The organism is Janthinobacterium pasteuri, assembly GCF_051380775.1.
GTDB lineage: Bacteria > Pseudomonadota > Gammaproteobacteria > Burkholderiales > Burkholderiaceae_D > Janthinobacterium.
In genome coordinates, this window is sequence record NZ_JBNYXS010000042.1 from 1 (window position 1) to 25,831 (window position 25,831).

Here is a 25,831-nt window from a genome sequence, read left to right on the forward strand (position 1 = left end):
CTTTTACAGGCACCGTCATTTCTGACGGGTCGCTCACTCAAAAAACTGACAGGCCACTACTTGCGTAGCGCCTATTTCATTATTTCTTGTGAACATTTGATATTTTAAGTTTTACAGCGATCCGAAGATCGCTGCTGCACTTACATCAAATGTCCACACTTATCGACTGTTAATTGTTAAAGAACGGTATTCGGTACTGCTTTCGCGCTATCTACAAAGCGTTGTGTTTGTCAGCTGCGAAGAAGGAAGAGTATGAAGCGTTTTCAGCATTTCGTCAACCTTCTTTTTTACCCGCTTTACTCAGCATTTGCATGCATCGTTCAGTGAGGGGGAGAATTATAGCCCTGCCCAGCACGCCCTGCAAGCGCTATTTTGCAGCTGGGCAAATATTACTGTGTGATATCGTAGCGCTGGCAATACCCTGCCACATCCACCTTGACTCCCATGCCTATCCCACACATCGCCCCCACCGCCAATCCCGCACTGGCCAGTGCACTCGAACACGCCATCAATAGCAAGACCAAGCCGTTGGGCAGTCTGGGACTATTGGAAACCCTGGCCCGCCAGATCGGCCTGATCCAGCAAAGCGCGCAACTGACATTGCACCAGCCTGCCATCATCGTTTTCGCGGCCGACCATGGCGTGGTCGCCGAAGGCATTTCTGCCTATCCACAAAGCGTGACCTGGCAAATGGTGGAAAACTTCCTCGGCAACGGCGCCGCCATCAATGTCTTTGCCCGCCAGAACGACTGCGCCTTATATATAGTCGACGCCGGCGTAAACCATGACTTTGGCCCACGCGACGGCTTGCTTGACCGCAAGCAAGGTCCCGGCACCCGCAACTTTGCCAAAGAACCCGCCATGCGCCAGGAACAATGCCTGATCGCCATGCAGGCGGGAATGGATCTGGTCGCCACCTTGGACGGCAATGTGCTGGGCTTTGGCGAAATGGGTATCGGCAACACCACCGCTGCCGCCGCGCTGATGCACAAGCTGACAAGCACGCCCGTCGCCGACTGCGTCGGTGCCGGCACGGGCCTGTCGACGCAAGGCATATGGCACAAGCAGCAGGTGATTGAAGCTGCCGCCGCCCATCATGCGGCAGCCAATGAGCCACTCGACGTGCTGGCTACCTTCGGCGGTTTCGAGATCGCCATGATGGTTGGCGCCATGCTCAAGGCAGCCGAACGGCGCATGATTCTGCTGATTGATGGATTCATTGTCAGCAGCGCCCTGCTGGTGGCGGCCCGCTTGCAGCCGGCGATCCTCGATTATTGTGTGTTTTCGCACTGCTCCGATGAAAACGGTCATCGCCAGTTGCTGGCCAACCTGGGTGCGCGTCCGCTGCTGCATCTCGATTTGCGCTTGGGCGAAGGCACGGGTTCGGCGCTGGCCTTGCCGCTGCTGCATGCGGCCGTCAACTTCATGTGCGAGATGGCGACCTTCGCCTCGGCCCAGGTCAGCGAAAAGTCCACGCCAGACTAATACCATGACCAATCCCGTTTCCGCCGCAGCCCATCAGTGCCGCCTGTTCTTCATCGCGCTGCAGTTCTTCACGCGCCTGCCCATCCCGCGCTGGGTGGGTTTCGAGCCGGCCTGGCTGCAGCACGCCTCGCGCTACTTTCCGCTGGTCGGCGTGGTGGTGGCGGCCATTTCCGGCGCAGTGTATCTGCTGGCCAGCTGGCTCCTGCCTTCGGCGGTGGCCGTGCTGCTGGCCGTCGCCGCCGGCATTTATCTGACGGGCGCCTTCCATGAAGACGGCTTCGCCGACATGTGCGATGGCTTTGGCGGTGGGCTGACGCGCGAGCGGGTACTGGAAATCATGAAGGATTCGCGCATCGGCGCATATGGCGCCATCGGCATCATCTGCCTGCTGGCCATCAAATACGCGGCGCTCGCTTCGCTGCCGCCTGCCACGGTGGTGGCGACATTATTCATCGCCCATCCGCTCTCGCGCCTGGCCGCCGTCTCGCTGATCTGGCTGATGAACTATGCGCGCGATGAGGGCAAGGCCAAGCCGATGGCGCAGGAGATGACGACGGCAGAATTCTTCATCGCCGCCGTCTGCGCCCTGTTGCCCGTCATCGCCTGCGGCCTGCTGGGGATATTTTACTGGGCCACGCTGGTCTTTGCCGTCGTGGCGGCGGCAGCTGCCGCTTTCTGGCTGGGCCGCAAATGCCAGCACCGCCTGCAGGGCTACACTGGCGACTGCCTGGGCGCCGTGCAGCAAGTGGCGGAAGTGGCGGTCTATCTGGCCATCCTGTCCAGCTTTCAGCCCCCCATACGCTTCTATTAACATGCGACTGATTTTAGTGCGCCACCCCGCACCGCAGGTAAACAGCGACACCTGCTATGGCCGCAGCGACGTGGCGGTGGCGCCGCACGAAATGGCCATGGTGCGCGCCTCCCTGCAAGCGACTTTGCCGACCGGCGTGCCGCTCTACGCCAGTCCGCTGCGCCGCTGCGCCGGCCTGGCGACAGCATTGGCGCAAGACTTGCATTCCAGCGCCCTGCACTTCGACGCGCGGCTGGCGGAGATGGATTTCGGCGCATGGGAAATGCAGCCATGGCACGCGATTGCGCGCGCGGACGTCGATGCCTGGGCCGCCGACCTGGCCTGGTACCGCCCCGGCGGCGGCGAAAATGTGCTGGCGATGGCCGCCCGCGTCGATGCATTTTTAGGCGAACTGTTGCGCGAACAACACGAAACGGTCGTCATCATTTGCCATGCGGGTACCATCCGCCTGCTGTCGGCATTACAAGCCCGGCTGCCATTGGAAGAAACGGCCCTGCTGGCCGCCCATTCGGCCCACAAAATCGCCTACGGTGCGACGGTCGTCGTCGATTTCTGATATCGAATCGTCCAGCCAGGCATTTCAGTCCACGCCTGCTGCACGTATAATGGCGGGGTTTTGGTGCCCGCGCTCATGTCCATGAGCGCAGTTAAACGGGAAACACGATGCCGCAACTGCGGCGAACGTGTGCTGCCCCCGCAACGGTAAGCAAGTGTCGCCCCTCCCGACAGGAAGCGGTCGACTAGCTATCTCTGACAACCACTGTGCCGCAATTATCAAGCATGGGAAGGTGGGATAGCGTTACTTGCCAGCCCGGATACCGGCCAGGACAGGTGGAAGTGTGCGAACGGGGATGTTCGCGATCCGAATGGCCCATGGCCATCTTCGATCGTCATCTTGAGTTCCCACTTCTGTTCAATCTGGCCTACGGGGACGTCGGCTGGTTGCATATTACTTACTGAAAATTATCATGACCCATGCTGTTTCCCGCCACGCGGCGCTCACGTCGCTTGCGCTAGCCATTGCCGCGCCTGCCGCTTTCGCCCAAGCCACGCCAGATACCTTCGATCCGATCGTCGTCACCGCAACCCGCACCCCGCAAAAAACCAGCGAGCTGCTGGCCAATACGGCCATCATCACCAGCGAAGATATCGCCCGTTCGGGCGCAGGCTCGGTCACCGAGTTACTGCAAAAACAGCGTGGCATTGAAGTCGTCCGCAATGGCGGCGCAGGTACGGCGTCGTCGGTATACATCCGTGGCGCGAACAGCACCCAGAATATCGTACTGGTGGACGGCGTCCGCATCGGTTCCTCGACCCTGGGCACCGCCAACTGGAGCCCCGTTCCACTGGCCAATATCGATCGCATCGAGATCGTCTACGGCCCATTGAGCACCCTGTACGGTGCCGACGCCATCGGCGGCGTCATCCAGATTTTCACCAAAAAAGGCAGCGGCACGCCAGTGGTTGGCGCATCGGTCGGCTTTGGCAGCGATGCCACGCGTCAATATGACGCCAGCGTTTCGGGTGCAACCGGTGGCTACAATAGCCTGAGCTACTCGCTGAACGTCAGCAAGGAAAAAAGCGACGGCTTTTCGGCCACCAAACCAGCCAATACCTATTATTACAACGCGGACAAAGACGGCTACGACAAGAAAAGCGTCACGGGCCAGCTTGGCTTCCAGTTGGCCAAGGGGCACGACCTGGGCCTGGTGTTCATGAACAGCAAGCTTGACGCCCAGTACGACAACGGTCCTGGCTACGATGCCCGCGGCAATCAAAAGCTGGAAAACATCGGCGTGTTCATGAACAATGAATTCGTGCAAGGCTGGCACAGCAAGGTACAAGTTGCCGAAGCACGCGACAAGGCCAACGATGATGGCTCCGCTCGTGCGGGTGCCAAGAGCTACCTGGAAACCAAGCAATCGACTTTCGACTGGCAAAATGACATCGCCATCGGCATCGACACGCTGCAATTGCTGGCCAGCTACCGCAAGGAAGAAGTCGTCTCCAGCGCCAAGCCGATCTTGAATCGTGCCCGCGACACCAAGTCGCTGGCAGCTTCCTACACCATGCAGCGTGACCAGCACCTGCTCAGCGCCAGCCTGCGCCGCGACAAGATGTCGGAAACCGGTTCAACCACCACTGGCAGCCTTGGTTATGGCTACCAGATCAACAATGCCTTGCGCGCCACTGCCAGCTATGGCACCAGCTTCCGCCAGCCTACCTACAATGAACTGTATTACCCAGGCTACGGCATCGCCAGCAACCGTCCTGAAAAAGGCCGCAATGCGGAAGTTGGTCTGCGCTACGATGATGGCAAGACGCAGCTGAGCGCCGTGTACTACCACAATCGCGTGACTGATTTGCTGATCTATGCATACACCTGTCCGGTTGAAGTGGCAACCCACACTGATGGCTGCGCTTACAACGTCAACAAGGCATTGCTGGAAGGCATCACCCTGAGCGGCCGCCGCAAGTTTGGCGACTTTGGCCTCAGCGGCAATATCGACCTGCAAGATCCGCGTGATCAAACCCTGGAAAAATCGCTGGTGCGCCGCGCCAAGCGTCACGCCAACTTTGCAGCTGACTACAGCATCGGTCAACTGAACACGGGCGCCGAATGGCAATTGTCGGGCAAGCGTTTTGAAGATGCAGCCAACCAAACCACTCTCGGCGGTTATGGCCTGGTCAACCTGTTCGCGACCTATCAAGTGGCACGTGACTGGTCGGTGCTGGCACGCTGGAACAATATCACTGACAAGAAGTATGAACTGGCACGTAACTACAATACCGCTGGCTCCAACTTCTTCGTCGGCCTGCGTTACGGCTCGAAATAACCATGTTGTAATGATGTAAGTTGCGGGCGATGGCATGCCGCCGTCGCCCGCAGATGCAGTTCTGCAGTCCCCGTTTTTAAGGCAGTACATGCACCCATTTTTCCGCAACATGCGCCACCGCGCCACCGTGATCATCACGCTGCTGATCGTGTGCGCGGTTGCCAGCCTGATTTTCTCCGGCATGATCGGTTCGATCGCGATTCCGCTCGCCGACCTGCCTTCCGCCCTGCTCCATATCGTGCAGGGCAAGACCGATACCCTCGCCGCCACCCTGCTCGACCTGCGCCTGGGCCGCGCGCTGACCGCCTTTGTCACCGGCGCTGCGCTGTCGCTGGCGGGCGTCATGATGCAGGCGCTGCTGCGCAATCCCCTGGCCGACCCGTATGTGCTGGGCATTTCCGCCGGCGCCTCCGTTGGCGCGCTTGCCGCGCTACTGTTCATGTGCGCGCTGTGGGTGGTCGACGCGTCGGCATTCGCGGGCGCCGTCGGCGTGTCCATGCTGCTGTATTTCTTTGCCCGCCGCGACCTGCGCGGCGGCACGGCGGCCGAAGGCGGTGCCTCGCTCTTGCTGCTGACGGGCGTGATCCTGGCCTCGGCCTGCATGGCCATCGTCACCCTGATGCTGTCGATTGCCCCTGAAAGCCGCTTGCGCAGCATGGTGTTCTGGATGATCGGCGACCTGTCCGGCGCGCCAGCGCGGCTGATGCCATGGCTGGTCCTGATCGGAGCCATGGTCTTTGCGCTGCGCTGCGCGCGCTCGCTCAACGTCATGGCGCTGCACGCGGAGGCGGCCAGCACCCTGGGCGTGCGCGTGGGCGCCCTGCGCAAGGGCCTTTTCTTCTGTTCCGGCCTGCTTACGGCCAGCGCCGTCACCAGCGCCGGCAGCGTGGGTTTTGTCGGCCTGATCGTACCGCATGCGTTGCGCTTTGCCTGCGGCCCCGATCATCGCCTGTTGATACCGGCCGCGGCGCTGGCCGGCGGCACCTTCCTCGTGCTGGCCGATACCTTGGCGCGTACCGTGCTGGCGCCCTTGCAGCTGCCTGTCGGGGTGGTCACGGCCATGATCGGTGCGCCCGTCTTCCTGTACCAGCTGCACCGATTGCGCAGGAGATGAAACAAACATGATCCGCACCTACCAACTGGGCCTGAAGGCAGGCACGCGCTCCCTGGTGGAAAACCTCATCTGGCACATCAAGGATGGAGAATGCTGGAGTGTGATCGGCCGCAATGGCGCCGGCAAGAGCACCTTGCTGCGCACCCTGGCCGGCTTGCGTGAACCGGATGCCGGTCACGTCACGATACAGGGCCGCGCCCTGATCGACTGGCCACTCGATGAACTGGCACGCGAACGGGCCTTCCTGGCACAGGCGCGTCACGATGCGTTCTCGTACCGCGTCATCGAAACGGTGCTGTCGGCGCGCCACCCGTATCACGACAACCATTACTGGGAAGGCAGCGACGACCAGCGCATCGCCCTGGCGGCGCTGGCATCGATGGAAGTGGAGCACCTGGCCGAGCGCGATGTGCGCAGCCTGTCCGGCGGCGAACGCCAGCGCGTGGCAATCGCCGCCATGCTGGCGCAAGATACCCCCTTGCTGTTGCTGGACGAACCAGCCAATGCGCTGGACCTGGCGCACCAGGTCAGCGTCATGGGCCTGCTGTCGAAACTATGCCGCGAACAGAATAAAACCGTAGTGATGGTGGGGCATGACCTGAACCTGGCGCACAGCGTCTCGACCCATGCGCTGCTGCTGATGGGCGACGGCGGCTGGCTGGCCGGCCCCGTGGCACAGGTGATGCAGGCATCCATCCTGAGCGACTACCTGGGCCACCCGATCGAGATCATAGACCACGGCAAACGCAAGATATTCATACCGAAAGAGGATTAAACATGAGCGACAACAAACCCGTCGATGCGGAAACCGCAGCCAATACCGCAGCCAATATCGAAGCTATAAACCAACGCCACCGCGTGCGCATGGAACGCAAGAAGGCCATCATCGATGCGGCCATCGCCAAGGCAGATAAGGAAATCGGCATCATCATCGTCAACACGGGCAATGGCAAGGGCAAGAGCTCGAGCGGCTTCGGCATGGCCATCCGCGCCATGGGCCATGGCATGAAAGTGGGCGTAGTGCAATTCATCAAGGGCGCCATGTCGACGGGCGAAGAGAAATTCCTGCGTCGCTTTCCCGACGAAATCAGCTTTCATGCGATGGGCGAAGGCTATACCTGGGAAACGCAGAACCGCGAGCGCGACATCGAAAAAGCAGAACTGGCATGGGAACAGGCAAAGACCTTCCTGGCCGACCCCAGCTACGGCCTGGTGCTGTTCGATGAACTCAATATCGCCCTCAAATACAACTACCTCGACGTGCACAAGGTCATCGCCGACCTGCTGGAACGCCCGGCCATGCAGCACGTGGTCATCACGGGCCGCGGCGCGCCGGACGAATTGATCGCCATCGCCGACACCGTCACCGAAATGGCCGTCGTCAAGCATGCGTATGCGGCCGGCATCGGCGCACAAATCGGCACCGAGTGGTAACAGCGCCATGACGCGCACCCTGGTCTTCGGCGGCGCCCGTTCCGGCAAGAGCGCCTATGCGGAAAAGCTGGCCCGCGAGTCGGGCAAGGAAGTCGTCTACATCGCCACCGCGCAGGCGGGCGATGAGGAGATGGCCACGCGCGTCAGGCATCACCGTGCGCAGCGCCCGGCCGAGTGGACCACCCTGGAAGAACCGCTGCGCCTGGGTGACGCCATCCTGCGGGAAGCACGGCCCGGCCGCCTGCTGCTGGTCGACTGCCTGACCCTGTGGCTGACGAATCTGATGTTTTCCACCGGCGAGACGTATCCGGACGTTGGCGACATCGCCCTGCCAGAACTGTTCCACAGCGAGCGCGCGCACCTGCTGTACGCGCTGGCCGAAGTGGAAGAAACCGGCTGCGACCTTATCCTGGTATCGAACGAAGTGGGCATGGGCATCGTGCCCTATGGCGCCATCTCGCGCTGCTTTACCGATGAAGCGGGCCGTTTGAACCAGGCCGTGGCGGCCGTGTGCGACCGGGCCGTGTTTGTCGCCGCCGGCCTGCCCCTGTACCTGAAAGGAGTCCCATGCTGAGCGGCTTGTCGCTGCCCATGCTGGCAGGCCTGATGACGGCTGGCGTGCTGCTCGACCTGATCCTGGGCGAGACGCGCCGCTGGCATCCGCTGGTGGGCTTTGGCCGCCTCGCCAGCGCACTCGAACGCCTGCTGAACCGGGGCCGCGGACGTTTCCTGCGCGGCGCGCTGGCGTGGTCGCTGGCCGTGCTACCCCTCACTTGCCTCGCCGCGTGGCTGTGCGGCCTGGCGGGTGCCGCCCTGCATATCTTCCTGCTATATCTGTGTCTGGGCCTGCGCAGCCTGCGCGACCACAATCAACCGATCGCCGATGCCCTGGCCATCGATGACCTGGACAACGCACGCCTGCTGACGGCGCGCATCGTCAGCCGCGACACGGCCAACGCCGATGCGGCCAGCCTGGCCAAGGCCAGCACGGAGTCCTTGCTGGAAAACGGCAACGACGCCGTCTTCGGCACCCTGTTCTGGTTTGCCGTGGCGGGCGGGCCCGGCGCCGTGCTATTCCGACTGGCCAATACCCTCGACGCCATGTGGGGCTACCGCAACGAGCGCTACGACTGGTTCGGCTGCTGCGCCGCGCGCATCGACGATATCCTCAATTACCTGCCGGCGCGCCTGACGGCCCTGTCGTATGTCGTCATGGGCAAGACCATGGCGGACAAGCAGCGTGCCTGGCACTGCTGGCGCAGCCAGGCCCCCAGCTGGGGCAGCCCAAATGCCGGGCCCGTGATGGCCAGCGGCGCCGGCGCCCTCGGCCTGGCCTTGGGTGGCGACGCCACCTACGACGGCGAGCTGGAACGGCGGCCACCGCTGGGCGCCGGCCGTCCCGCAGAAGCACGCGATATCGACCGCGCCTGGCGCCTGGTGGCCGAAACGGCCGTACTGTGGCTGATCTGGGTGGCACTGCTGGCCGGGCTGTATTACCTGCGGGGGAAATACCTTGCTTGAACATGGCGGCAACCTGCGCGACGCCGCGCGCGAGTATGGACGACCGCTCGCCGACTGGATCGACCTGTCGACGGGCATCAACCCGCGCTGGTATGCAGCGCCAGCACCAGACGCCAACGCCTGGCATCGGCTACCGGAAGCCGATCCCGCGCTGGCGGCCGCTGCCTGCGTTTACTACAACGCGCCAGCCATGCTGCCGGTCGCTGGCACCCAGGCCGCCATCCAGGCCCTGCCCCGCTTGCGCGCACCATCGCGCGTGGTGGTGGCCGCACCGTCGTATGCGGAACATGCGCACCACTGGAGCCAGCACGGCCACGCATTGCGCCAAGTGCCGTATGCGCAGCTGGCCGATGCCGTCGACCACTGCGACGTGCTGGTCGTCTGCAATCCCAACAATCCTACGGGCGAGCGCATCGCGCCCGAGATATTGCAGGAGTGGGCCGGCGAGCTGGCCGCACGGGGCGGCTGGCTGGTCGTCGATGAAGCGTTTGGCGACACGGAGGCGCAAGCCAGCCTGGGGCCGCATACGCATCGACCAGGCCTGATCGTCCTGCGTTCGGTGGGAAAATTCTTTGGCCTGGCGGGACTGCGCCTGGGCTTTGTCGCCGCCCATCCTGCGCTGCTGACCCAGCTGGCCGACATGCTGGGCCCTTGGACTGTCAGCGGCCCGGCGCAGCACGTGGCGCTGGCCGCCTTGAGCGATACGCACTGGCAGGAAGCGATGCGCGAGCGCCTGTGCGGCGAAGGTGCGCGCCTGCGCCAGTTATTGGCCGCGCACGGCATCGCCAGCAGCGGTACGGCGCTGTTTCAATGGTGGCCGGAAGCGCGCGCCGCCGCCTTCTGGCACCACATGGCAGAATCAGGCATCTGGGTGCGCCTGTTCCGCCACGCAGCCCACGGCATCCGCCTTGGTTTGCCCCCCGACGAACCTGCCTGGCTGCGCCTGCAGCAGGCTCTCACAGCATGGAAACACATATGAACCACTTGAAAACCGCACTGCTGCTGGCCGGATTGATCTCGCTGCAGGCGCATGCCGCCATCACCGTGCGCGACGACGACGGCAATACCGTCACCGTGGCCAAGCCGGCGCAGCGCATCCTGGCACTGGCACCGCATGTGACGGAGCTGCTGTTCGCAGCCGGTGGCGGCGACAGGATCGCCGGTGTCGTCAGCTATAGCGACTACCCGGAAGCGGCAAAGAAGATCACGCAAGTGGGCGACAACCGCCAGTACGACATGGAGCGCATCATCGCCATGAAACCGGACTTGATCGTCGTCTGGATGCATGGCAGCGCCGAGCGCCAGATCGCCATGCTGCGCCAGTTGAATGTGCCCATCTATCACAGCGAACCGCGCAAGCTGGCCGATATCCCCGACAGCATGGAGCGCCTGGGGCAGTTGATGGGCACGGAAAAAATCGCCAAACCTGCCGCCGCCCAGCTGCGCGCCAAACTGGCAGGCTTGACGGCGCAATACGCGCAACGTCCGCCCGTGCGCGTGTTTTACCAGGTGTGGGATAAACCCTTGTACACCTTGAGCGGCGCAAGCATCATCAGCGACTCCATGCGCGTGTGCGGCGGCCAGAATGTGTTTGCCGCGATGAAGGTGGTGGCGCCCGTCGTCACGCCGGAAGGCGTGCTGCAGGAAGACCCGGAAGTCCTTTTTGGCACCAGCGAAAAAAGCGATCCGCGCAGCGAAGGCGGCCTGGCCATGTGGCGCGCCTTCTCGTCGATGACTGCCGTGCGCAAGAATAACCTGTTCCGTCTGAATGGCGACCTGCTGAACCGCGCCGGCCCGCGCATGATCGAAGGCACGGCCGCCATGTGCGAGCAGCTGGAAGTGGCCCGCCAGCGCCGCAGCACTCCCGCAGCCAAGGCCGCGCCATGAGTCACTACCAGCGCATCGCCTGCCTGTCGACGGAAGCCGTGGAGACACTGTATGCGCTGGGTGCGGAAGACGTCATCGCGGGCATTTCCGGCTTCACCGTGCGCCCGCCGCGCGCACGCGAGGAAAAAACCAAGATCAGCGGCTTCTCGTCCGCGAACCTGGAACGCATCCTGGCCGTCCGGCCCGACCTCGTGATCGGCTTTTGCGACATGCAGGCCGATATCTGCCGTGACCTGGTCAAGGCAGGCATCGAAGTCCATCAATTCAACCAGCGCACGGTGGACGGCATCCTGCGCATGATCGCCGTGCTGGCCGCGCTGGTGCAGCGCGAGGACGCGGGACGCGAACTGATCGCCAGCCTGCGCACGGACATCGCCGCCGCCCGGACCCGCTCCGCCGCCTGGACGCGCAAGCCCGTGATTTACTTTGAAGAGTGGAATGATCCCCTGATGAGCGGCATCGGCTGGGTAGCGGAATTGATCGACATCGCCGGCGGCACGGACGCCTTCCCGGAATTGTCCGTGCAGCCGGGCGCGAAAGAGCGCATCATCGCCGACCCCTTGGCCGTGGTGCGGCGCTCGCCCGACATCATCATCGCCAGCTGGTGCGGCAAAAAATTCCAGCCCGCGCAACTGGCGGCACGCCCCGGCTGGAGTGCGATTCCCGCCGTACAGAACCAGATGCTGTTCGAGATCAAGTCGCCAGACATTCTTTCTCCCGGTCCGGCCGCCATCACAGAGGGGTTACGCCAGATCAGCGACATCATCGCACAGTGGCAACATCAGCAGGAGCGGCAGGCATGAACAGTCCCTTCCCTGCCCTGATGGTGCAGGGCACGACGTCCGACGCGGGCAAGAGCACCGTCGTTGCAGCCCTGTGCCGATTGTTGAAACGCCGTGGCGTGACTGTCGCGCCGTTCAAGCCGCAAAACATGGCATTGAATAGCGCCGTGACGGCGGACGGCGGAGAAATCGGCCGCGCCCAGGCCTTGCAGGCACTGGCCTGCGGCATTGCGCCACACACGGATATGAACCCGGTACTGTTGAAGCCATCGTCGAACACGGGCGCGCAAGTGATCATCCATGGCAGGGTGCGCGCCGAGATGGATGCGCGCGACTATCAGCAATACAAGACCATCGCCATGGGCGCCGTGCTCGAATCGTACGCACGACTGCGCCAGCAATATGCCGCCGTCATCGTCGAAGGCGCGGGCAGCCCCGCCGAAATCAACCTGCGCGCGCGCGACATTGCCAACATGGGCTTTGCCGAAGCCGTCGACTGCCCCGTGATCCTGGTGGCCGACATCGACCGGGGCGGCGTCTTCGCGCACATCATCGGCACCCTGGCGTGTTTGTCCGACAGCGAACGCGCGCGCATCCTCGGCTTCGTCATCAACCGCTTCCGCGGCGACATCTCGCTGCTGCGACCGGGCATCGAATGGCTGGAGCAGCAGACGGGCAAGCCGGTGCTGGCCGTGCTGCCCTATCTGCAAGGCTTGTTCCTCGACGCGGAAGACGCCGTCGAAGCCATGCAGGCAGAACGCGGCGCCTTCAAGGTGGTGGTGCCGCAACTGCCGCGCATCAGCAACCACACGGATGTCGATGCGCTGCGCGCACACCCCGATATCGACCTGCAATTCATTAAACAAGGACAGCCGATTCCGCCTGCCGACCTGGTGATTCTGCCCGGCAGCAAGAACACGCGCGGCGACCTGGCCTGGCTGCAGCAGCAGGACTGGCCCGCTTACCTGGCGAAACACCTGCGCTATGGCGGCAAGATGCTGGGCATCTGCGGCGGCTTCCAGATGCTGGGGCAGTGCGTACACGACCCGCTGGGAGTAGAAGGCGCGGCGGGAGAGTCAAAGGCGCTGGGATTGCTCGACATGGTGACGGAGCTGACAAGCGACAAGCGGCTGGAACAGGTGCGCGGCCACTGCGCGTTCGCCGGAGCGGCCGATGCGCCCGTGGCAGGCTATGAAATCCACATGGGCGTTTCACATGGTGCGGCATTGCAGCAGCCGGCTTTTGTCATCGCCGGACGGCCCGAGGGGGCCGTATCGGGCGACGGGCAAATCCTGGGCAGCTATTTGCACGGCATGTTCGACACGCCCGCCGCATGTTCGGCGCTGCTGCGCTGGGCGGGGCTGGACTCCGGCCACACGGTGGACACCAGCGCCCTGCGCGAGGCCAGCCTGGAGCGCATCGCGGACGCGGCGCTGCCGCTGCTGGCCGCCCTGGAGCACATCAGACGCTAGCCGTCATTTCTTCAGGCAAATTCCCATGTACGAACGGTCGGTCGAAAACTCGACTGCCATGCTCGACGACACGGGCATGAACATCGAATAGTCGGCCGGCACATCGGCCGGGTCCTTGAACACGGCGACGCCATCGAAATCGACGGCTTGCGCGCCCAGACCCAGCTTGTTGACGGTGATGGTTTCCGCATGCGTCTTGCCGGTCGTGTTATTCGTCACGGTAGCGGTGCTGCCGGCAACGACGATGTTCCCGCTGATGCCCTGCGCCGCACAGGCATAGCTGCCGTTGATTTCCGTGCCGATCTTCTGCTGTTTGGCGGCCACGATGGTGCCCACGCGCAGCACGTTTTCCTGGTTGCGGCCGTAGCGGTCGATGAACAGCGCCAGCCCCCGGTCCCCCGCGTGCACGTGCACGATGCCGAAGTCCTGGTTACCCTGGCGGGCGACGAGCAAGCCGGTCTTCGCATCCTTGACCAGGGTCAGACTGGCATTTTCCGCTTCCAGCTGTGGCGATACCGCGGAGCACACGCCTTGCGCGTTGAACACGCCGCCATTGCACAGTTGGGCCGCTCCGTCGGCGGCGATCTTGAGAGTGCCTTTCGGATGGAAAGGGAAAGCGCCGTTCGAAGCATTGCGCATGGCCCCCAGGAAAATATAGTTGCCGGCCAGCTTGGCCACGTCACTCACCGCATAGCCGCTGCCGCTGACGGTCGAGACCATGTTACCCAATTTGATATTGCCCGACAGCAGACGCGTGCGCGCATCGACGGTAACGCTGAAATCTGTTGCCGTGTAGGTGGTCAAATTGCCGCTGGTGGTAGCGCTGAACGTGCCGCTGCGGTCGCTCAAGCCGAACTGCGTCGACAAGACACGGATGGCATAGGTTTTCTTGACGCTGTCAAACGTGATGCGCCAGGTGTCGCCGATATCGGCGGCCACGTCATAGACGCTTTCGTCAGCACTGGCACCGGCAATGAGACTCAGGCCAGCCTCTTTCGCCACGGCTGCCGATGCCAGCGTCACGCTGTCGGCGGGGACGACGGGAGGCGTCACCACGACAGGTGGCGTGACCGGTGCTTCCGGCGTGCCGCCATCGCTGCCGCCACCGCATGCGGACAGGGCCGCGCCCAGGACGAGGAAGGTAAGTGCATTTTTCATGTAGTGTGACTTTCGGAAAAAGAGGAGGCCGGAGCTGCCAGAAAACACATGCTAGCCTTGCCCGCAATCTATTGCTATGGAACAAATGTTCCATGGACGCTGCCACCGGCACGCTGTCAAAATGGACGGCGCGAGCGGCACGCCTACGCCATTTATGTGACAATTCGTCGTACTGTCGGCTCCGTTTTCCTCCTCAGGCTCGCATCCATGACCAGTTCCCCCGTTAAAAGCTACCTTCCCTGGGTGGTTGCCACCGCCCTGTTCATGGAGCAACTCGACTCCACCATCGTCAACACCGCCATCCCCGCCATGGCCGCCAGCCTGAACGTGACGCCGCTGAGCCTGAAGGCTGTCGTCACCAGCTACATCCTGAGCCTGGCCGTGTGCATCCCCATCAGCGGCTGGATGGCCGACCGCTTCGGCACGCGGCGCGTGTTTTCCGCCGCTGTTGCCATCTTTACCATCGCCTCCATCCTGTGCGGCCTGTCCGTGAATGCCCCCATGCTGGTGGCTGCGCGCCTGTTGCAAGGGATGGGCGCGGCCATGATGATGCCGGTGGGCAGGCTCACCATCATCCGCACCTTCCCCAAGTCGCAATTGCTGGCGGCAATGAATTTTGTCATCATCCCCGCCCTGATCGGGCCCCTGCTGGGTCCCACGGTGGGCGGACTGATCGTGCACTGGCTGTCGTGGCGCGAGATTTTTTTTGTCAACGTGCCCGTGGGCCTGGCGGCGCTATACCTGGCGCACCGCTACATGCCCGATTACTACGGCGACAAACCCCGTCCGCTGGACCTGATCGGCCTGGTGCTGTTCGGCACGGGCATCGCGCTGCTGTCCTGGCTGCTGGAAATCTTCGGTGAACACCGCATCGACGGCACCTCGTTTGCCGTGCTGCTGTTCATTTCCATCAGCCTGCTCGCTGCGTATGCCTGGCATTCGAGCGAAGTGCTGCACCCGCTGCTGCGCCTGACGCTGTTCAAGATCCGCACCTTCCGCGTCTCCGTGGTAGGCGGCTTCGTGACGCGCCTGGGCGTGGGCGGCCTGCCCTTTCTCTTGCCGCTGCTGTACCAGCTGGGCCTGGGCTTGCCTGCCTGGCAGTCGGGCTTGCTGATGATGCCGTCGGCTGCGGCCGCCATGGGCATGAAATTCATTTCCGCGCGCGTGCTGGCCCGCTTCGGTTACCGCCAGGTGCTGATCGTCAACACCGTGCTGATCGGCATCACCATCGCCATGTTTTCGCAGGTGGGCGCGGGCACGCCCCTGTACGTGATCGTCGCCATCAGCCTGTGCATGGGCTTTTTCAATTCGCTGCAATTTTCCAGCATGAACACCATCGCGTATGCCGATGTCGACAAGACCGACTCCAGCATGGCCAGCACCATCGCCAGCTCGATGCAGCAACTGTCGATGAGCTTTGGCCTGGCCTTCGGCTCGCTGATCACGGGCTGGTACCTGGGCGACATGCCGCAGTCGGACCGCGCCATGCTCAGCACGGCCCTGCACCACGCCTTCCTCACCCTGGCCGCCCTGACGGTGCTGTCTTCGCTGACGTTCTGGACCTTGCGCAGCGACGATGGCGAAAGCATCAGCAAAGGCACGGACAGCGACGAGGAAGATGCAGCCGGCGTGAAAGCCCAGGCCCTGGTGCAGACAGAAGTACAAACTACCAAAAGCTGAGCCAGATCAAGCCTGCCGCCAGCGCCGCTGGTGCTTTTACCTGACGCTGCTACCGTGACGACAGGAGGTGCACATGGTGGCCGAGCGGCGCTTTGCATGGAAGGGCACGGACCGCCATGGCAAGGCGGTCGATGGCATCTTGCGCGCCGCCGATGCCACTGCTGCCAGCACGGCCTTGCGGCGCCAGGGCATCCTGGCCACCAGGGTACAGGCGGCGCGCGCTGCGCCCGGCAAGGCCATCACGCACCAGGATATCGCGCTGTTCACGCGCCAGCTGTCGACCATGATGGCGGCCGGCGTGCCACTGCTGCACGCCTTCGACATCGCCGGCAAAGGCCACGCCAAACCCGCCGTCACCGAACTGATGCGCGACTTGCGCCACGACATCGAAGCGGGCAGCAGCCTGCAGCAGGCATTCCGCCAGTTTCCGCTGCTGTTTGACGAGCTGTATTGCAAGCTGCTGGCGGCCGGCGAACAGGCGGGCATCGTGCAGGACTTGCTGGCGCGCCTGGCCACGCACCAGGAAAAAGCCATCGCCCTGCGGCGGCAAGTGCGCGGCGCGCTGATGTATCCGCTGGTCATCGTGCTCGTCGCCATCGCTGTCACGGCCATCATCATGAGCGTGGTCGTGCCCGCCTTCCGCCAAGTATTCGACAGCTTCGGTGCGCCATTGCCCCTGCCCACCCTGCTCGTCATGGGCTTGTCCGCCTTTCTCGTGCGCTACTGGCTGGCCTTGCTGGCGGCGCTGCTGCTGGCTTGCCTGCTGCTGCACCTGACCTGGCGCCGCTGGCCAGCGTTGCGGCGCAACATGCAACTGCGGGCATTGCGCCTGCCCGTGTTCGGCCCGCTCTTGCGCAAGGCGGCGATCGCTCGCTGGACGCGCACCCTGGCCGCCATGTTCGCCGCTGGCGTGCCGCTGCTCGACTCGCTCGGACTGGTAGGAGCCGCATCCGGCCACGCGCTGTACCAGGAAGCGACGACGCGCATCGAGCGTGAAATCCGCGCCGGCGGCAGCCTGGCCCTGGCCATGGAACACAGCGGCGTGTTTCCCCCGCTGCTGACGCAGCTGGCCCTGATCGGCGAGGAATCGGGCGCGCTCGACGCCATGCTGTCGCGCGCGGCCGAGATCATCGAGGCCGACATCGATGCCACGGTGGCCACCCTTTCCGCGCTGCTGGAACCGGCGCTGATGGTGGTGCTGGGCGTGCTGGTCGGCGCCCTCGTGATCGCCTTGTATCTGCCTATTTTCAAGCTGGGCGCCGTGATTTGACTGCGCGACCTGCGCAAAACGTCCCCATGTGCTGGCAGATGTTTTACACTGCGGCAGTGCCGGGCAATGTTTGCGCGGCAACATCATCACCTCAGACCAATCCACCATGCTGCAAGATACTCTGCTATTCGCTGCGCCCGGCAACCTGCCCGTCGCCCTCGTCGCCGCCCTGTTCGGCCTGATCGTCGGCAGCTTCCTCAACGTGGTGATCCACCGCGTGCCGAAAATGATGCAGCGCGAATCCGATAATTACGTGGCGGAAGAAAGCGGCTTGCCCTTGCCGCACACGGCCCGCTACAACCTGATGCTGCCGCACTCGCACTGCACCGCTTGCGGCCACCGCATCACGGCCATGGAAAACATCCCCGTGATCAGTTACCTGCTACTGCGCGGCAAGTGCAGCGCCTGCCAAGCGCCGATCTCCGTGCGCTATCCGCTGGTGGAACTGCTGACGGGCGCGCTGTCGGCCCTCTTGGTCTGGCACTTCGGCAGCGGGTGGACGGGCCTGTCCACGCTCGTGTTTGCCTGGCTGCTGATCGCCTTGACCTTCATCGATGCCGACACGCAAATGCTGCCCGACGACCTGACCTTTCCCTTGCTGTGGGCGGGTCTGCTGATCAACATCAATGGCACCTTCGTGCCACTGCAGGACGCCGTCATCGGCGCCGCCGCCGGCTACCTGGCCCTGTGGGCCGTGTACTGGGCCTTCAAGCTGGCGACAGGCAAGGAGGGAATGGGCTATGGTGACTTCAAATTGCTGGCGGCACTCGGTGCCTGGCTGGGCTGGACCATGCTGCCGACGATCATATTATTGTCGTCGCTGGTCGGCGCCGTAGTCGGCATCGGCCTGATCGTCTTCGCCAGGCGGGGACGCGACAAACCGATTCCGTTCGGCCCCTACCTGGCGGCGGCGGGCCTGATCGCCATGCTGTACGGCACGCCCCTGTCGCGCCTCACGCAGGGCCTGACCGGCTGACCGGCGCAGCACTGCGCACTCTATGGATAACGACATGCACCGACAAAACGCTCCCTATTTCAGCGTGGGTCTCACCGGCGGCATCGGTTGCGGCAAGAGCACCGTGGCCGACCTGTTCGCCGCGCACGGCGCCACCATCGTCGACACCGACCAGATCGCCCACAGCCTGACGGCACCGAATGGCGCCGCCATGCCGGCCCTGGTGGCGGAATTTGGCCCCGACTACGCCGATGCCCGCGGCGCCCTCGACCGCACCAAAATGCGCAACCTGGTGTTTGCCGACGCCGCCGCCAAGGCCAGGCTGGAAGCCATCCTGCACCCGCGCATCCGCCAGGCCACCCTGGCGGCCGCCGCCGAAGCGACGGGTAGCTATGTGATCTTTGCCGTGCCCCTGCTCATCGAGTCCGGCGGATGGGTGGAAAGAGTCAACCGCGTGCTGGTCATCGATTGCCTGGAAAGCCTGCAAGTGTCGCGCGTGATGGCACGCAATGGCTTATCGGAAGAACAAGTCAAAGCCATCATGGCCACACAAGCCACGCGCGCCATGCGCCTGGCGGCCGCGGACGATGTGATCGACAATCATGGCGATTTGGCCGCCCTGGCGCCGCAGATTACCCAGTTGCACGATTTATATCTGGCATTTTCAAAAAGAATGGCCGGAATCGGGCCGCAACGTTTGTAATTTGTCGACGCTTGGTTCAAAATCACGGGATTGTTTGCAGGTCCTTACTTAAGGGAATTATTTTGATTGTCTACGAATACCCTTTCAACGAACGCATACGTACCTTGTTGCGGCTGGAAGACCTGTACGACAAATTCAAGTTCTTCATCCAGCAAGAGCATGCAATGCAGCACCATGTTGCCTTGGCAACTATTTTCGACATGCTCGAAGTGGCCGGCCGCGCCGACCTGAAGTCAGACCTGTTGCAGGAACTCGAGCGCCAGCGCCAGAGCCTGCTGGGCTACCGTAGCAATCCAAATGTGGAGACGGAAACCCTGGACGCCATCCTCGGTGAACTCGACAGTGTCAGCGGCGCCCTGGTGGCGGCGCAGGGCAAGACGGGACAGAATATCCGCGACAATGAATGGCTGATGAGCATTCGCGGCCGCACCATCATCCCGGGCGGCGCCTGTGAATTTGACTTGCCGTCCTACTTTGCCTGGCAAAAACGCAGCTCTGAGCAGCGCCTGACCGATATCCACGCCTGGTTTGCCCCGCTGGCGCCCCTGTTCGATGCGCTGGCCCTGGTATTGCGCCTGCTGCGCGATTCCGGCGGACCCGTCAAACTGATCGCCAATGGCGGCAGTTACCAGCAAATGCTGCAAGGCAAGGTGTACCAGATGCTGCGCCTGAGCCTGGATGAAAACAGCGGTGCCATCCCGGAAATTTCCGCCAACAAATATATGCTGTGGGTACGCTTCACGACCCAGGGTGGCGACTTGAAGCCCAAGCCACTGGAAGAAGATGTTCCGTTCGAGCTGACGCTCTGTAATTTTTAACTGTTACTTATTTGCCCCATCATGACCGTCGTTAACTGCCCTACCTGTGCCGCCAAAGTCGAATGGACTGAAGCCAACAAATTCCGCCCCTTCTGCTCGGAGCGCTGCAAGCAGATCGACCTGGGCGCCTGGGCCGAAGAAAAATACACGATCCCCGCCGCCGATCCGTTTGAAGATCCTCTCGCAGACGAAGACAACAAGCCCCAGTAATCCTCAGGGAAACGGATTTTCCAGGCGCAGCCCCTGCGCCACGAAAATGTCGAGCCTGCCGCTGACCACCGTCAAGCCATAGGCGATGCCCATCGCCGCGATCTGTCCATCCACGCCGTGCGCGTGGCCGCGACCATGCAGGCGCGCACACACGAGCGCACAATCGAGGTCGAATTCCAGCAGCCGCGGCGCATACTCTGCCAGCACGGCTTCCAGCCAGCCTTCCAGTGCCAGTGCTTCCAGCGCCTCTTCGCGCCGCCAGCTGCGCTGTATGCCTGAACGCAACTGCGCGATCACCTGCACCGGCACATAGCGCAAATCAGGCGGCACCCGTTCGAAAAATGCGAGCACGCCTGCCGGCGCAGCGCCGCCCTTGCGCGCCGCAACGATCACATCCGTATCGAGCAGGTAGGCGGCCATGCCACGTCAGGAGCGGCGCTCGAAATCCGCGTCCAGCCCCGCGCCGGGCATGCTGCGCAAAATATCGTCGAGCGGGCGCTTCGGCAGCGGCCGCAAGGCGCTGCGCAAGATATCGCGGTGCTCGTCTTCGATGCTGCGCCCATGCGCGCGGGCACGCTTGTGCAGCGCGGCAATCAGCAATTCATCGGTATCGGTAAAGGTCAGTGTCAGCGGCATGCGAGACTCCCCGGTGCTTGATGCAAGCACTGTAGCGCAAAGCGCGCACGATACAAGGAAAGCAAGGGGAAAGTTTGCGCCAGCGCGCAGCATGGCGCTGCCCGCTGGCACCAGATCAGGCAGGCGCCAGGGATTCCCGGCGCACTTCGTCGAGCCATTCCAGCAGGGGAATGGTGGCAGGCAGCAAGGGTTCCACGCCGACCGTACCCTGCCAGGCGAACGCCTGCCCTTCCAGGCTTTGCGGCTCGCCCCGCCATTCGCGGCTGATATAGAAATGCAGGCGCACATGGGCGTGCGGATACACATATTCGACGCCGCACCAGGCCTCGGCACTGTCGATATACAGCCCCAGCTCTTCGACAAACTCGCGTTTCAAGGCGTCGAGGATGGCCTCGCCCGGCTCGACTTTACCGCCAGGAAATTCCCAGTAGCCGTCATACGGCTTGCCGGCCGGGCGCTGGCCCAGCAGCACGTCGCCATTCGGCTTCATCAGGATGCCGACGGCGACGTCCACCGGTTTTACTTTCACTTCGCTCATTGTGGCAACTTTCCCGCAGGTAGTTTCCCAGCATAATCGCGCGCAAATTGCCAGGCCACCCGGCCCGAGCGCGAACCGCGCTGCAAGGCCCAGCGCAGGGCATCGCCGCGCGCCTGCGCGATCTGCTCCGGCGTGCAGCCGAACGAGGCGAGCCAGTGCGCGGCGATATCGAGATAGTCGTCCTGCTTGAACGGATAGAACGACAGCCACAGGCCGAAGCGTTCGGACAGCGAGATTTTCTCTTCCACCGTCTCGCCCGGATGCAAATCGCCATCGTCGTCCGTCTTGTAGCTGTTATTGTCCGACATACGTTCCGGCATCAGGTGACGGCGGTTCGACGTAGCATAGATCAGCACATTCTCCGATTGCGCGGCGATGCTGCCATCGAGCGCCACTTTCAGCGCCTTGTAGCCGCTCTCGCCCTCTTCGAACGACAGGTCGTCGCAAAAGATGATGAAACGCTCGGGACGCGCCGCCACCAGGTCGACGATGTCGGGCAGGTCGGCCAGATCCGCCTTGTCCACTTCGATCAGGCGTAAGCCCTGGCTGGCGAACTGGTTCAGGCACGCCTTGATCAGCGACGACTTGCCCGTTCCCCGCGCACCCGTCAGCAGCACATTGTTGGCAGGCCGGCTGGCGACGAACTGGCGCGTGTTCTGCTCGATCTGCGCTTTTTGCGTGCCGATATTGTGCAAGTCATTCAAAGCGATGGACGACACGTGGGCCACCGCCTGCAAATAAGCTGCTGCGCCCTGGCGCCGGCGCCAGCGGAAGGCAAAGCTGTTCCAGTCCGGCGCGGGTATCGGTTGCGGCAAGATCGCCTCCACCCTCGCCAGCAAGGCTTCGGCGCGGATCAGGAATTGATCGAGACCGGTCATGAGCGGTAGTCGGCGTTGATCGACACGTAGTCATGCGACAGGTCGCACGTCCACAGGGTGGCCGTGGCATCGCCGCGCGCCAGCTTGACGCGGATAGTGATTTCACTTTGCTGCATCACGCGCTGGCCATCCTGCTCCTGGTAATCCGGGTTGCGGCCGCCATTCTTGGCCACCCACACGTCGTCCAGGTACAGGTTCAACTGGCCCACGTCCAGGTCGTCCACGCCCGCGTAGCCGATGGCGGCCAGGATGCGGCCCAGGTTCGGGTCGGAGGCGAAGAAGGCCGTTTTCACCAGTGGCGAATGGGCGATGGAGTAGGCGATCTTGCGGCACTCTTCCACGGTGCGACCGTCTTCCACGGTCACGGTCATGAACTTGGTGGCGCCTTCGCCGTCGCGCACGATGGCTTGCGCCAGGAAGGTCGACAGTTCGGTGACGACAGCGGCCAGTTCCGCATAGTGCGGCGAATCGATGGAATCGATCACCAGGCTGCCGGCGCCCGTGGCCACCAGCATGAAGGAGTCATTGGTGGAGGTATCGCCATCGATGGTGATGCAATTGAATGATTTGTCGGCCGCCTGTTTCACCAGCTGATCGAGCACCGGTTGCGCGACGGTGGCGTCAAACGCCAAAAAGCCCAGCATGGTGGCCATGTTCGGCTTGATCATGCCGGCGCCCTTGCTGATACCCGTCAGGGTCACCGTGTGGCCACCGATGGTGACGCTGCGCGAGCCCGCTTTCGGCTGCGTGTCGGTGGTCATGATGGCTTCGGCCGCCGAGAACCAGTTGTCTGAAGTGAGCGCGGCCACGGCTTGCGGCAAGCCGGCGACCAGGCGCTGCACGGGCAGCGGTTCGAGGATCACGCCGGTGGAAAACGGCAGGATTTGCTGCGGCGTGCAGCCCAGCAGCTCGGCCAGCGCTGCGCAGCTGGCCTGCGCATCGGCCAGGCCCGATTCGCCCGTGCCCGCATTCGCGTTGCCCGTGTTGACCAGCAGCGCGCGGATCGGCGCGGCGCCGGCCGTCACGGCGGCCAGGTTGGCTTTCGAAATTTGCACGGGCGCGGCGCAGAAGCGGTTCAGGGTGAACACGCCGGCCACGGTGGCCGTCGGCGCCAGTTTCAATACCAGCAAATCCTTGCGGTTGGGTTTCTTGATGCCGGCTTCGGCAACACCGATTTCAATGCCGGCGACGGCTTTCAAGTCGGCGGCGACGGGCTTGGGAGAATTGACGGCCATGGTGATTTCTTCTGCGAGGGAAAAGGGAAGCGCTATTGTAGCGCCTTCGCGGCGCCGCTCACATATGCAGCATGCAACAAGCGACCTACCCAGGTGCTCAATTCTGCCTTGCGGCTTCTTCCAATCGCCGCGATACCCGTTCGCGTCACTGCCGCAGCAGTCATATGGGACATATCAGATAGAGTCATCTGCAAGGCATCAGGTCAGCGTGCACTTTTTGCAACAGCATTGCACATACGTATAATTCAAAAAATTGCAAAATTATATTTTCATATTAACGATCCAAATATGCAGTAGAATTTCGCCCCCTTCGCGCAAGCCTGAATGGCTGGCGCACTGTAGATTCCAGCAACCCGTTCGTTATTTATAAAAAAATAACGACATTTATTATTCCCATATGAAAAAAACTTCTTTGAGCATTCTGCTTTCAGCAGTGCTGCTTGCGGCATGCGGTTCAGGAGGCAAGGATGCTCCTGCTCCCGAGGTGCCAGCGCCAGTCACAACCATCAAGACATTCACCGACGCGGTCAGCAAGGCTGAAACTAGCGGGAGCATTCCTGTGCTTGATCGCAGCGCAACGCTGTCAGGCACCGACGGCAATGCGAACGGCGTACGCGACGATATTGAAACCCATATCACCAGCATGCCGGACACGGCGATTCAAAAGAACGCGCTTCGGCAAACCGCACGGGCATTTACCTCCGTGCTCACCACGAATCTGGCTGACAGCAGCGCATTGACCGCGTCGTCCACCAAACTATCGAATGCATCCTCCTGCCTGTTCAGCCGCTATCCGAGTCCACTTGCGAGCAAGCGCGCCAGAGAAATGGAAAAGTTACATATCAATACCCGGCAGCGTTTCGATGCCTATGATGCCTACAATGCAGCCCTGAGCGGTACGACTTCCCTGGCACCGGTAGGAGACGGCTGTGAAAATTAAGGCCCTTTTCTTCCGCAAACTGCTGGCCCTGATCTTGATTCCTGCCATGCTGGCTCCGGCCTACGCAGCCATCCCTGCAAATGCACTTTGCACGCCGAAAGGTTATACGCTCGGCTTTTTCAATGGCGTCTGGAATACCAAGTTCGAAGCTGACAATGGGCGCGACGCATTGCGAAATCTGCTGACTGACAGCTATAACAGCGAGAACGTCAGGTACGAAACTTTTTATAACTACAGCGGCAAAAATCCCGGTAGCGGCGCAACGATGATGCAAGATGTTGCCGAGGTATTTATTCAACGCGCGCGCGAAATCGACTCCAGCGGCGAAATGGGCAACAGATTTGAATATTTCTGGGATAATCTTTCCGGAGATAAATCGTTCACCAACAAAATCCGTCATTTACTGCCGTCCGCCGCCTTGATCCTCGATCAGATCGCGGCAACCATCATGAACAAGCTGGTCGGAGCAATCAGTGCGCTCGTCAGCAATCCGCCAACCGAGGCCACCTACTCCCTGCACAAAACGCGAATCGAGGCACTTTCAGTAGAAGGACAAAAGCTGATTTTCGTTGCTCATTCGCAAGGCAATCTGTTCGTCAACCGCGCCTACGATCATGCACTGACAAAAATCAGCGCAGCAAGTGTTGCTGTTGCACATATCGCACCTGCATCGACGACCCTGCGCGGCGGCCATCTGCTGGCAGACATCGACCTGGTCATCAACGGCCTGCGTTTGACAGGCATCACTTCGGTGCCGCCGGTTAACTTGAACTTGCCTGCATCGACTGCCGATGCTTCCGGCCACATGCTGGTAGAAACCTATCTTGATGCGAGCCGGCCCGCGCGTGCGCAAGTCAAAACGCTGGTGGAAAGAGCCATGCAGCAATTGCAGGCGCCGCCCCAGCAAGGTAACGTCGGCGCGTTTACCGTGACGCTAACCTGGGACGGCCAGGGCGATGTCGATTTGCACAGCGTTGAGCCAAGCGGCACGCAGGTCTATTACGGCAACCGCAATGGCAACGTCGGACGCCTGGATGTCGATAATGTCATTGCAAACGGACCCGAGCACTATTTCGCTTCGTGTGATGCAAAAGTGTTGCAGACTGGAACGTACTCGTTCGGCATCAATAACTTCTCCGGCGCGACCGGGCGCACGGCAACAGTCCAGGTATCCACATCCAGCGGTGGTGTACTGTCATCCAAGTCACTCGATGTGGGTGCTGTCAGAGGATCAACTGGCAGCAGTGCTCCCATTCCCGCCGTCAAGCTTGTTGTATCAAAGGATGCAAGCACCGGCGCATTTGACTTCCTCGCCCAATAAGCTGCGAACAGGGCCAGCAATTGAATAAAAAAGGCTATGTCACCGTAAGGTGTGGGAACTCTCCCATAGTTGCCTTCAACAATGTTTCTGGGGAGCGGATGCGTCCGGCGTCGAGTATCCAGCGCCACCCCAGATAATTCGGCAGG

General features: G+C 62.2%; 27 protein-coding genes, 1 pseudogene and 1 riboswitch. Of the genes and pseudogenes, 21 read left to right on the forward strand and 7 right to left on the reverse strand.

The window, feature by feature from the left end; genetic code table 11:
* The first annotated feature begins 444 nt into the window (after positions 1–444).
* The 13 genes from cobT to ACQ4WN_RS25660 all read left to right on the forward strand — a co-directional run bounded on the left by cobT (position 445) and on the right by ACQ4WN_RS25660 (position 13,343).
* Positions 445–1,485 carry a nicotinate-nucleotide--dimethylbenzimidazole phosphoribosyltransferase gene (cobT, locus tag ACQ4WN_RS25600; protein WP_436554037.1) on the forward strand — a complete coding sequence of 347 codons (1,041 nt, stop codon included), beginning with the start codon at positions 445–447 and terminating at the stop codon, positions 1,483–1,485.
* 4 nt (positions 1,486–1,489) lie between these two features.
* On the forward strand, positions 1,490–2,296 hold the full coding sequence (locus tag ACQ4WN_RS25605) for an adenosylcobinamide-GDP ribazoletransferase (protein ID WP_436554038.1): 807 nt from the start codon (positions 1,490–1,492) through the stop codon (positions 2,294–2,296).
* A 1-nt stretch (position 2,297) separates the two neighbouring features.
* Positions 2,298–2,852: a histidine phosphatase family protein gene (locus ACQ4WN_RS25610; RefSeq protein WP_436554039.1), complete on the forward strand. Its 555-nt coding sequence runs from the start codon at positions 2,298–2,300 to the stop codon at positions 2,850–2,852.
* Between the two features lie 44 nt (positions 2,853–2,896).
* A riboswitch (cobalamin riboswitch) is annotated at positions 2,897–3,137 on the forward strand.
* Between the two features lie 127 nt (positions 3,138–3,264).
* Positions 3,265–5,133, forward strand: coding sequence for a TonB-dependent receptor domain-containing protein (locus tag ACQ4WN_RS25615; protein WP_436554040.1), 1,869 nt, complete (start codon positions 3,265–3,267; stop codon positions 5,131–5,133).
* 88 nt (positions 5,134–5,221) lie between these two features.
* Positions 5,222–6,247: a FecCD family ABC transporter permease gene (locus tag ACQ4WN_RS25620; protein WP_436554041.1), complete on the forward strand. Its 1,026-nt coding sequence runs from the start codon at positions 5,222–5,224 to the stop codon at positions 6,245–6,247.
* A gap of 7 nt (positions 6,248–6,254) precedes the next feature.
* Complete coding sequence (locus ACQ4WN_RS25625; RefSeq protein WP_436554042.1) at positions 6,255–7,022, forward strand: ABC transporter ATP-binding protein; 768 nt, start codon at positions 6,255–6,257, stop codon at positions 7,020–7,022.
* 2 nt (positions 7,023–7,024) lie between these two features.
* Positions 7,025–7,681 (forward strand): cob(I)yrinic acid a,c-diamide adenosyltransferase, encoded by a 657-nt coding sequence (gene cobO, locus ACQ4WN_RS25630; protein WP_436554043.1) that lies wholly within the window; start codon positions 7,025–7,027, stop codon positions 7,679–7,681.
* Positions 7,682–7,688: 7 nt separating this feature from the next.
* Complete coding sequence (gene cobU, locus ACQ4WN_RS25635; protein WP_436554044.1) at positions 7,689–8,255, forward strand: bifunctional adenosylcobinamide kinase/adenosylcobinamide-phosphate guanylyltransferase; 567 nt, start codon at positions 7,689–7,691, stop codon at positions 8,253–8,255.
* Positions 8,249–9,202: an adenosylcobinamide-phosphate synthase CbiB gene (cbiB, locus tag ACQ4WN_RS25640; protein ID WP_436554045.1), complete on the forward strand. Its 954-nt coding sequence runs from the start codon at positions 8,249–8,251 to the stop codon at positions 9,200–9,202. Before cobU ends, cbiB begins: the two co-directional genes overlap by 7 nt.
* Positions 9,195–10,181: a threonine-phosphate decarboxylase CobD gene (cobD, locus tag ACQ4WN_RS25645; protein ID WP_436554046.1), complete on the forward strand. Its 987-nt coding sequence runs from the start codon at positions 9,195–9,197 to the stop codon at positions 10,179–10,181. Before cbiB ends, cobD begins: the two co-directional genes overlap by 8 nt.
* Positions 10,178–11,089: a cobalamin-binding protein gene (locus tag ACQ4WN_RS25650; protein ID WP_436554047.1), complete on the forward strand. Its 912-nt coding sequence runs from the start codon at positions 10,178–10,180 to the stop codon at positions 11,087–11,089. The genes cobD and ACQ4WN_RS25650 overlap by 4 nt, the downstream gene beginning before the upstream one ends.
* On the forward strand, positions 11,086–11,892 hold the full coding sequence (locus tag ACQ4WN_RS25655) for an ABC transporter substrate-binding protein (RefSeq protein ID WP_436554048.1): 807 nt from the start codon (positions 11,086–11,088) through the stop codon (positions 11,890–11,892). The genes ACQ4WN_RS25650 and ACQ4WN_RS25655 overlap by 4 nt, the downstream gene beginning before the upstream one ends.
* Positions 11,889–13,343: a cobyric acid synthase gene (locus ACQ4WN_RS25660; RefSeq protein WP_436554049.1), complete on the forward strand. Its 1,455-nt coding sequence runs from the start codon at positions 11,889–11,891 to the stop codon at positions 13,341–13,343. Before ACQ4WN_RS25655 ends, ACQ4WN_RS25660 begins: the two co-directional genes overlap by 4 nt.
* Before the next feature lie 3 nt (positions 13,344–13,346).
* Here the strand turns inward: ACQ4WN_RS25660 and ACQ4WN_RS25665 are convergent, their stop codons facing one another.
* Positions 13,347–14,501, reverse strand: coding sequence for a hypothetical protein (locus tag ACQ4WN_RS25665; protein ID WP_436554050.1), 1,155 nt, complete (start codon positions 14,499–14,501; stop codon positions 13,347–13,349).
* A 207-nt stretch (positions 14,502–14,708) separates the two neighbouring features.
* On the opposite strand from ACQ4WN_RS25665, the gene ACQ4WN_RS25670 reads away from it, so the two are divergent.
* From ACQ4WN_RS25670 to yacG, 6 genes are all read left to right on the forward strand, one after another.
* Positions 14,709–16,181: a DHA2 family efflux MFS transporter permease subunit gene (locus tag ACQ4WN_RS25670; protein ID WP_436554051.1), complete on the forward strand. Its 1,473-nt coding sequence runs from the start codon at positions 14,709–14,711 to the stop codon at positions 16,179–16,181.
* A gap of 73 nt (positions 16,182–16,254) precedes the next feature.
* Positions 16,255–17,451 (forward strand): type II secretion system F family protein, encoded by a 1,197-nt coding sequence (locus ACQ4WN_RS25675; protein WP_436554052.1) that lies wholly within the window; start codon positions 16,255–16,257, stop codon positions 17,449–17,451.
* Between the two features lie 106 nt (positions 17,452–17,557).
* Positions 17,558–18,427, forward strand: a complete 870-nt coding sequence (locus ACQ4WN_RS25680; protein ID WP_436554053.1) for a prepilin peptidase — start codon at positions 17,558–17,560, stop codon at positions 18,425–18,427.
* A gap of 34 nt (positions 18,428–18,461) precedes the next feature.
* On the forward strand, positions 18,462–19,109 hold the full coding sequence (coaE, locus tag ACQ4WN_RS25685) for a dephospho-CoA kinase (RefSeq protein ID WP_436554054.1): 648 nt from the start codon (positions 18,462–18,464) through the stop codon (positions 19,107–19,109).
* 62 nt (positions 19,110–19,171) lie between these two features.
* Positions 19,172–19,927 carry a cell division protein ZapD gene (zapD, locus tag ACQ4WN_RS25690; RefSeq protein WP_436554055.1) on the forward strand — a complete coding sequence of 252 codons (756 nt, stop codon included), beginning with the start codon at positions 19,172–19,174 and terminating at the stop codon, positions 19,925–19,927.
* Between the two features lie 18 nt (positions 19,928–19,945).
* Positions 19,946–20,137 (forward strand): DNA gyrase inhibitor YacG, encoded by a 192-nt coding sequence (yacG, locus tag ACQ4WN_RS25695; protein ID WP_034748814.1) that lies wholly within the window; start codon positions 19,946–19,948, stop codon positions 20,135–20,137.
* A gap of 3 nt (positions 20,138–20,140) precedes the next feature.
* Here yacG and ACQ4WN_RS25700 read toward each other — a convergent pair whose 3' ends face one another.
* From ACQ4WN_RS25700 to argJ, 5 genes are all read right to left on the reverse strand, one after another.
* Positions 20,141–20,557 (reverse strand): PIN domain-containing protein, encoded by a 417-nt coding sequence (locus ACQ4WN_RS25700; protein ID WP_436554056.1) that lies wholly within the window; start codon positions 20,555–20,557, stop codon positions 20,141–20,143.
* 6 nt (positions 20,558–20,563) lie between these two features.
* The gene (locus tag ACQ4WN_RS25705) at positions 20,564–20,773 is read right to left on the reverse strand and encodes a FitA-like ribbon-helix-helix domain-containing protein (protein WP_436554057.1); all 210 of its coding nucleotides are present in this window, start codon (positions 20,771–20,773) and stop codon (positions 20,564–20,566) included.
* 115 nt (positions 20,774–20,888) lie between these two features.
* Positions 20,889–21,311, reverse strand: a complete 423-nt coding sequence (locus tag ACQ4WN_RS25710; RefSeq protein ID WP_436554058.1) for an NUDIX domain-containing protein — start codon at positions 21,309–21,311, stop codon at positions 20,889–20,891.
* Positions 21,308–22,189, reverse strand: a complete 882-nt coding sequence (locus ACQ4WN_RS25715) for an ATP-binding protein (protein ID WP_436554059.1) — start codon at positions 22,187–22,189, stop codon at positions 21,308–21,310. Before ACQ4WN_RS25715 ends, ACQ4WN_RS25710 begins: the two co-directional genes overlap by 4 nt.
* Positions 22,186–23,424 (reverse strand): bifunctional glutamate N-acetyltransferase/amino-acid acetyltransferase ArgJ, encoded by a 1,239-nt coding sequence (gene argJ / locus ACQ4WN_RS25720; protein ID WP_436554060.1) that lies wholly within the window; start codon positions 23,422–23,424, stop codon positions 22,186–22,188. Before argJ ends, ACQ4WN_RS25715 begins: the two co-directional genes overlap by 4 nt.
* Before the next feature lie 397 nt (positions 23,425–23,821).
* On the opposite strand from argJ, the gene ACQ4WN_RS25725 reads away from it, so the two are divergent.
* Together ACQ4WN_RS25725 and ACQ4WN_RS25730 are read left to right on the forward strand one after the other, a co-directional pair.
* Positions 23,822–24,364 carry a hypothetical protein gene (locus tag ACQ4WN_RS25725; RefSeq protein ID WP_436554061.1) on the forward strand — a complete coding sequence of 181 codons (543 nt, stop codon included), beginning with the start codon at positions 23,822–23,824 and terminating at the stop codon, positions 24,362–24,364.
* A complete protein-coding gene (locus ACQ4WN_RS25730; protein WP_436554062.1) occupies positions 24,354–25,685 on the forward strand; it encodes a YfaP family protein in 1,332 nt (443 codons plus the stop codon). Before ACQ4WN_RS25725 ends, ACQ4WN_RS25730 begins: the two co-directional genes overlap by 11 nt.
* Before the next feature lie 34 nt (positions 25,686–25,719).
* Here ACQ4WN_RS25730 and ACQ4WN_RS25735 read toward each other — a convergent pair.
* Positions 25,720–25,831, reverse strand: a pseudogene (locus tag ACQ4WN_RS25735) (IS1595 family transposase); the annotation flags it as partial.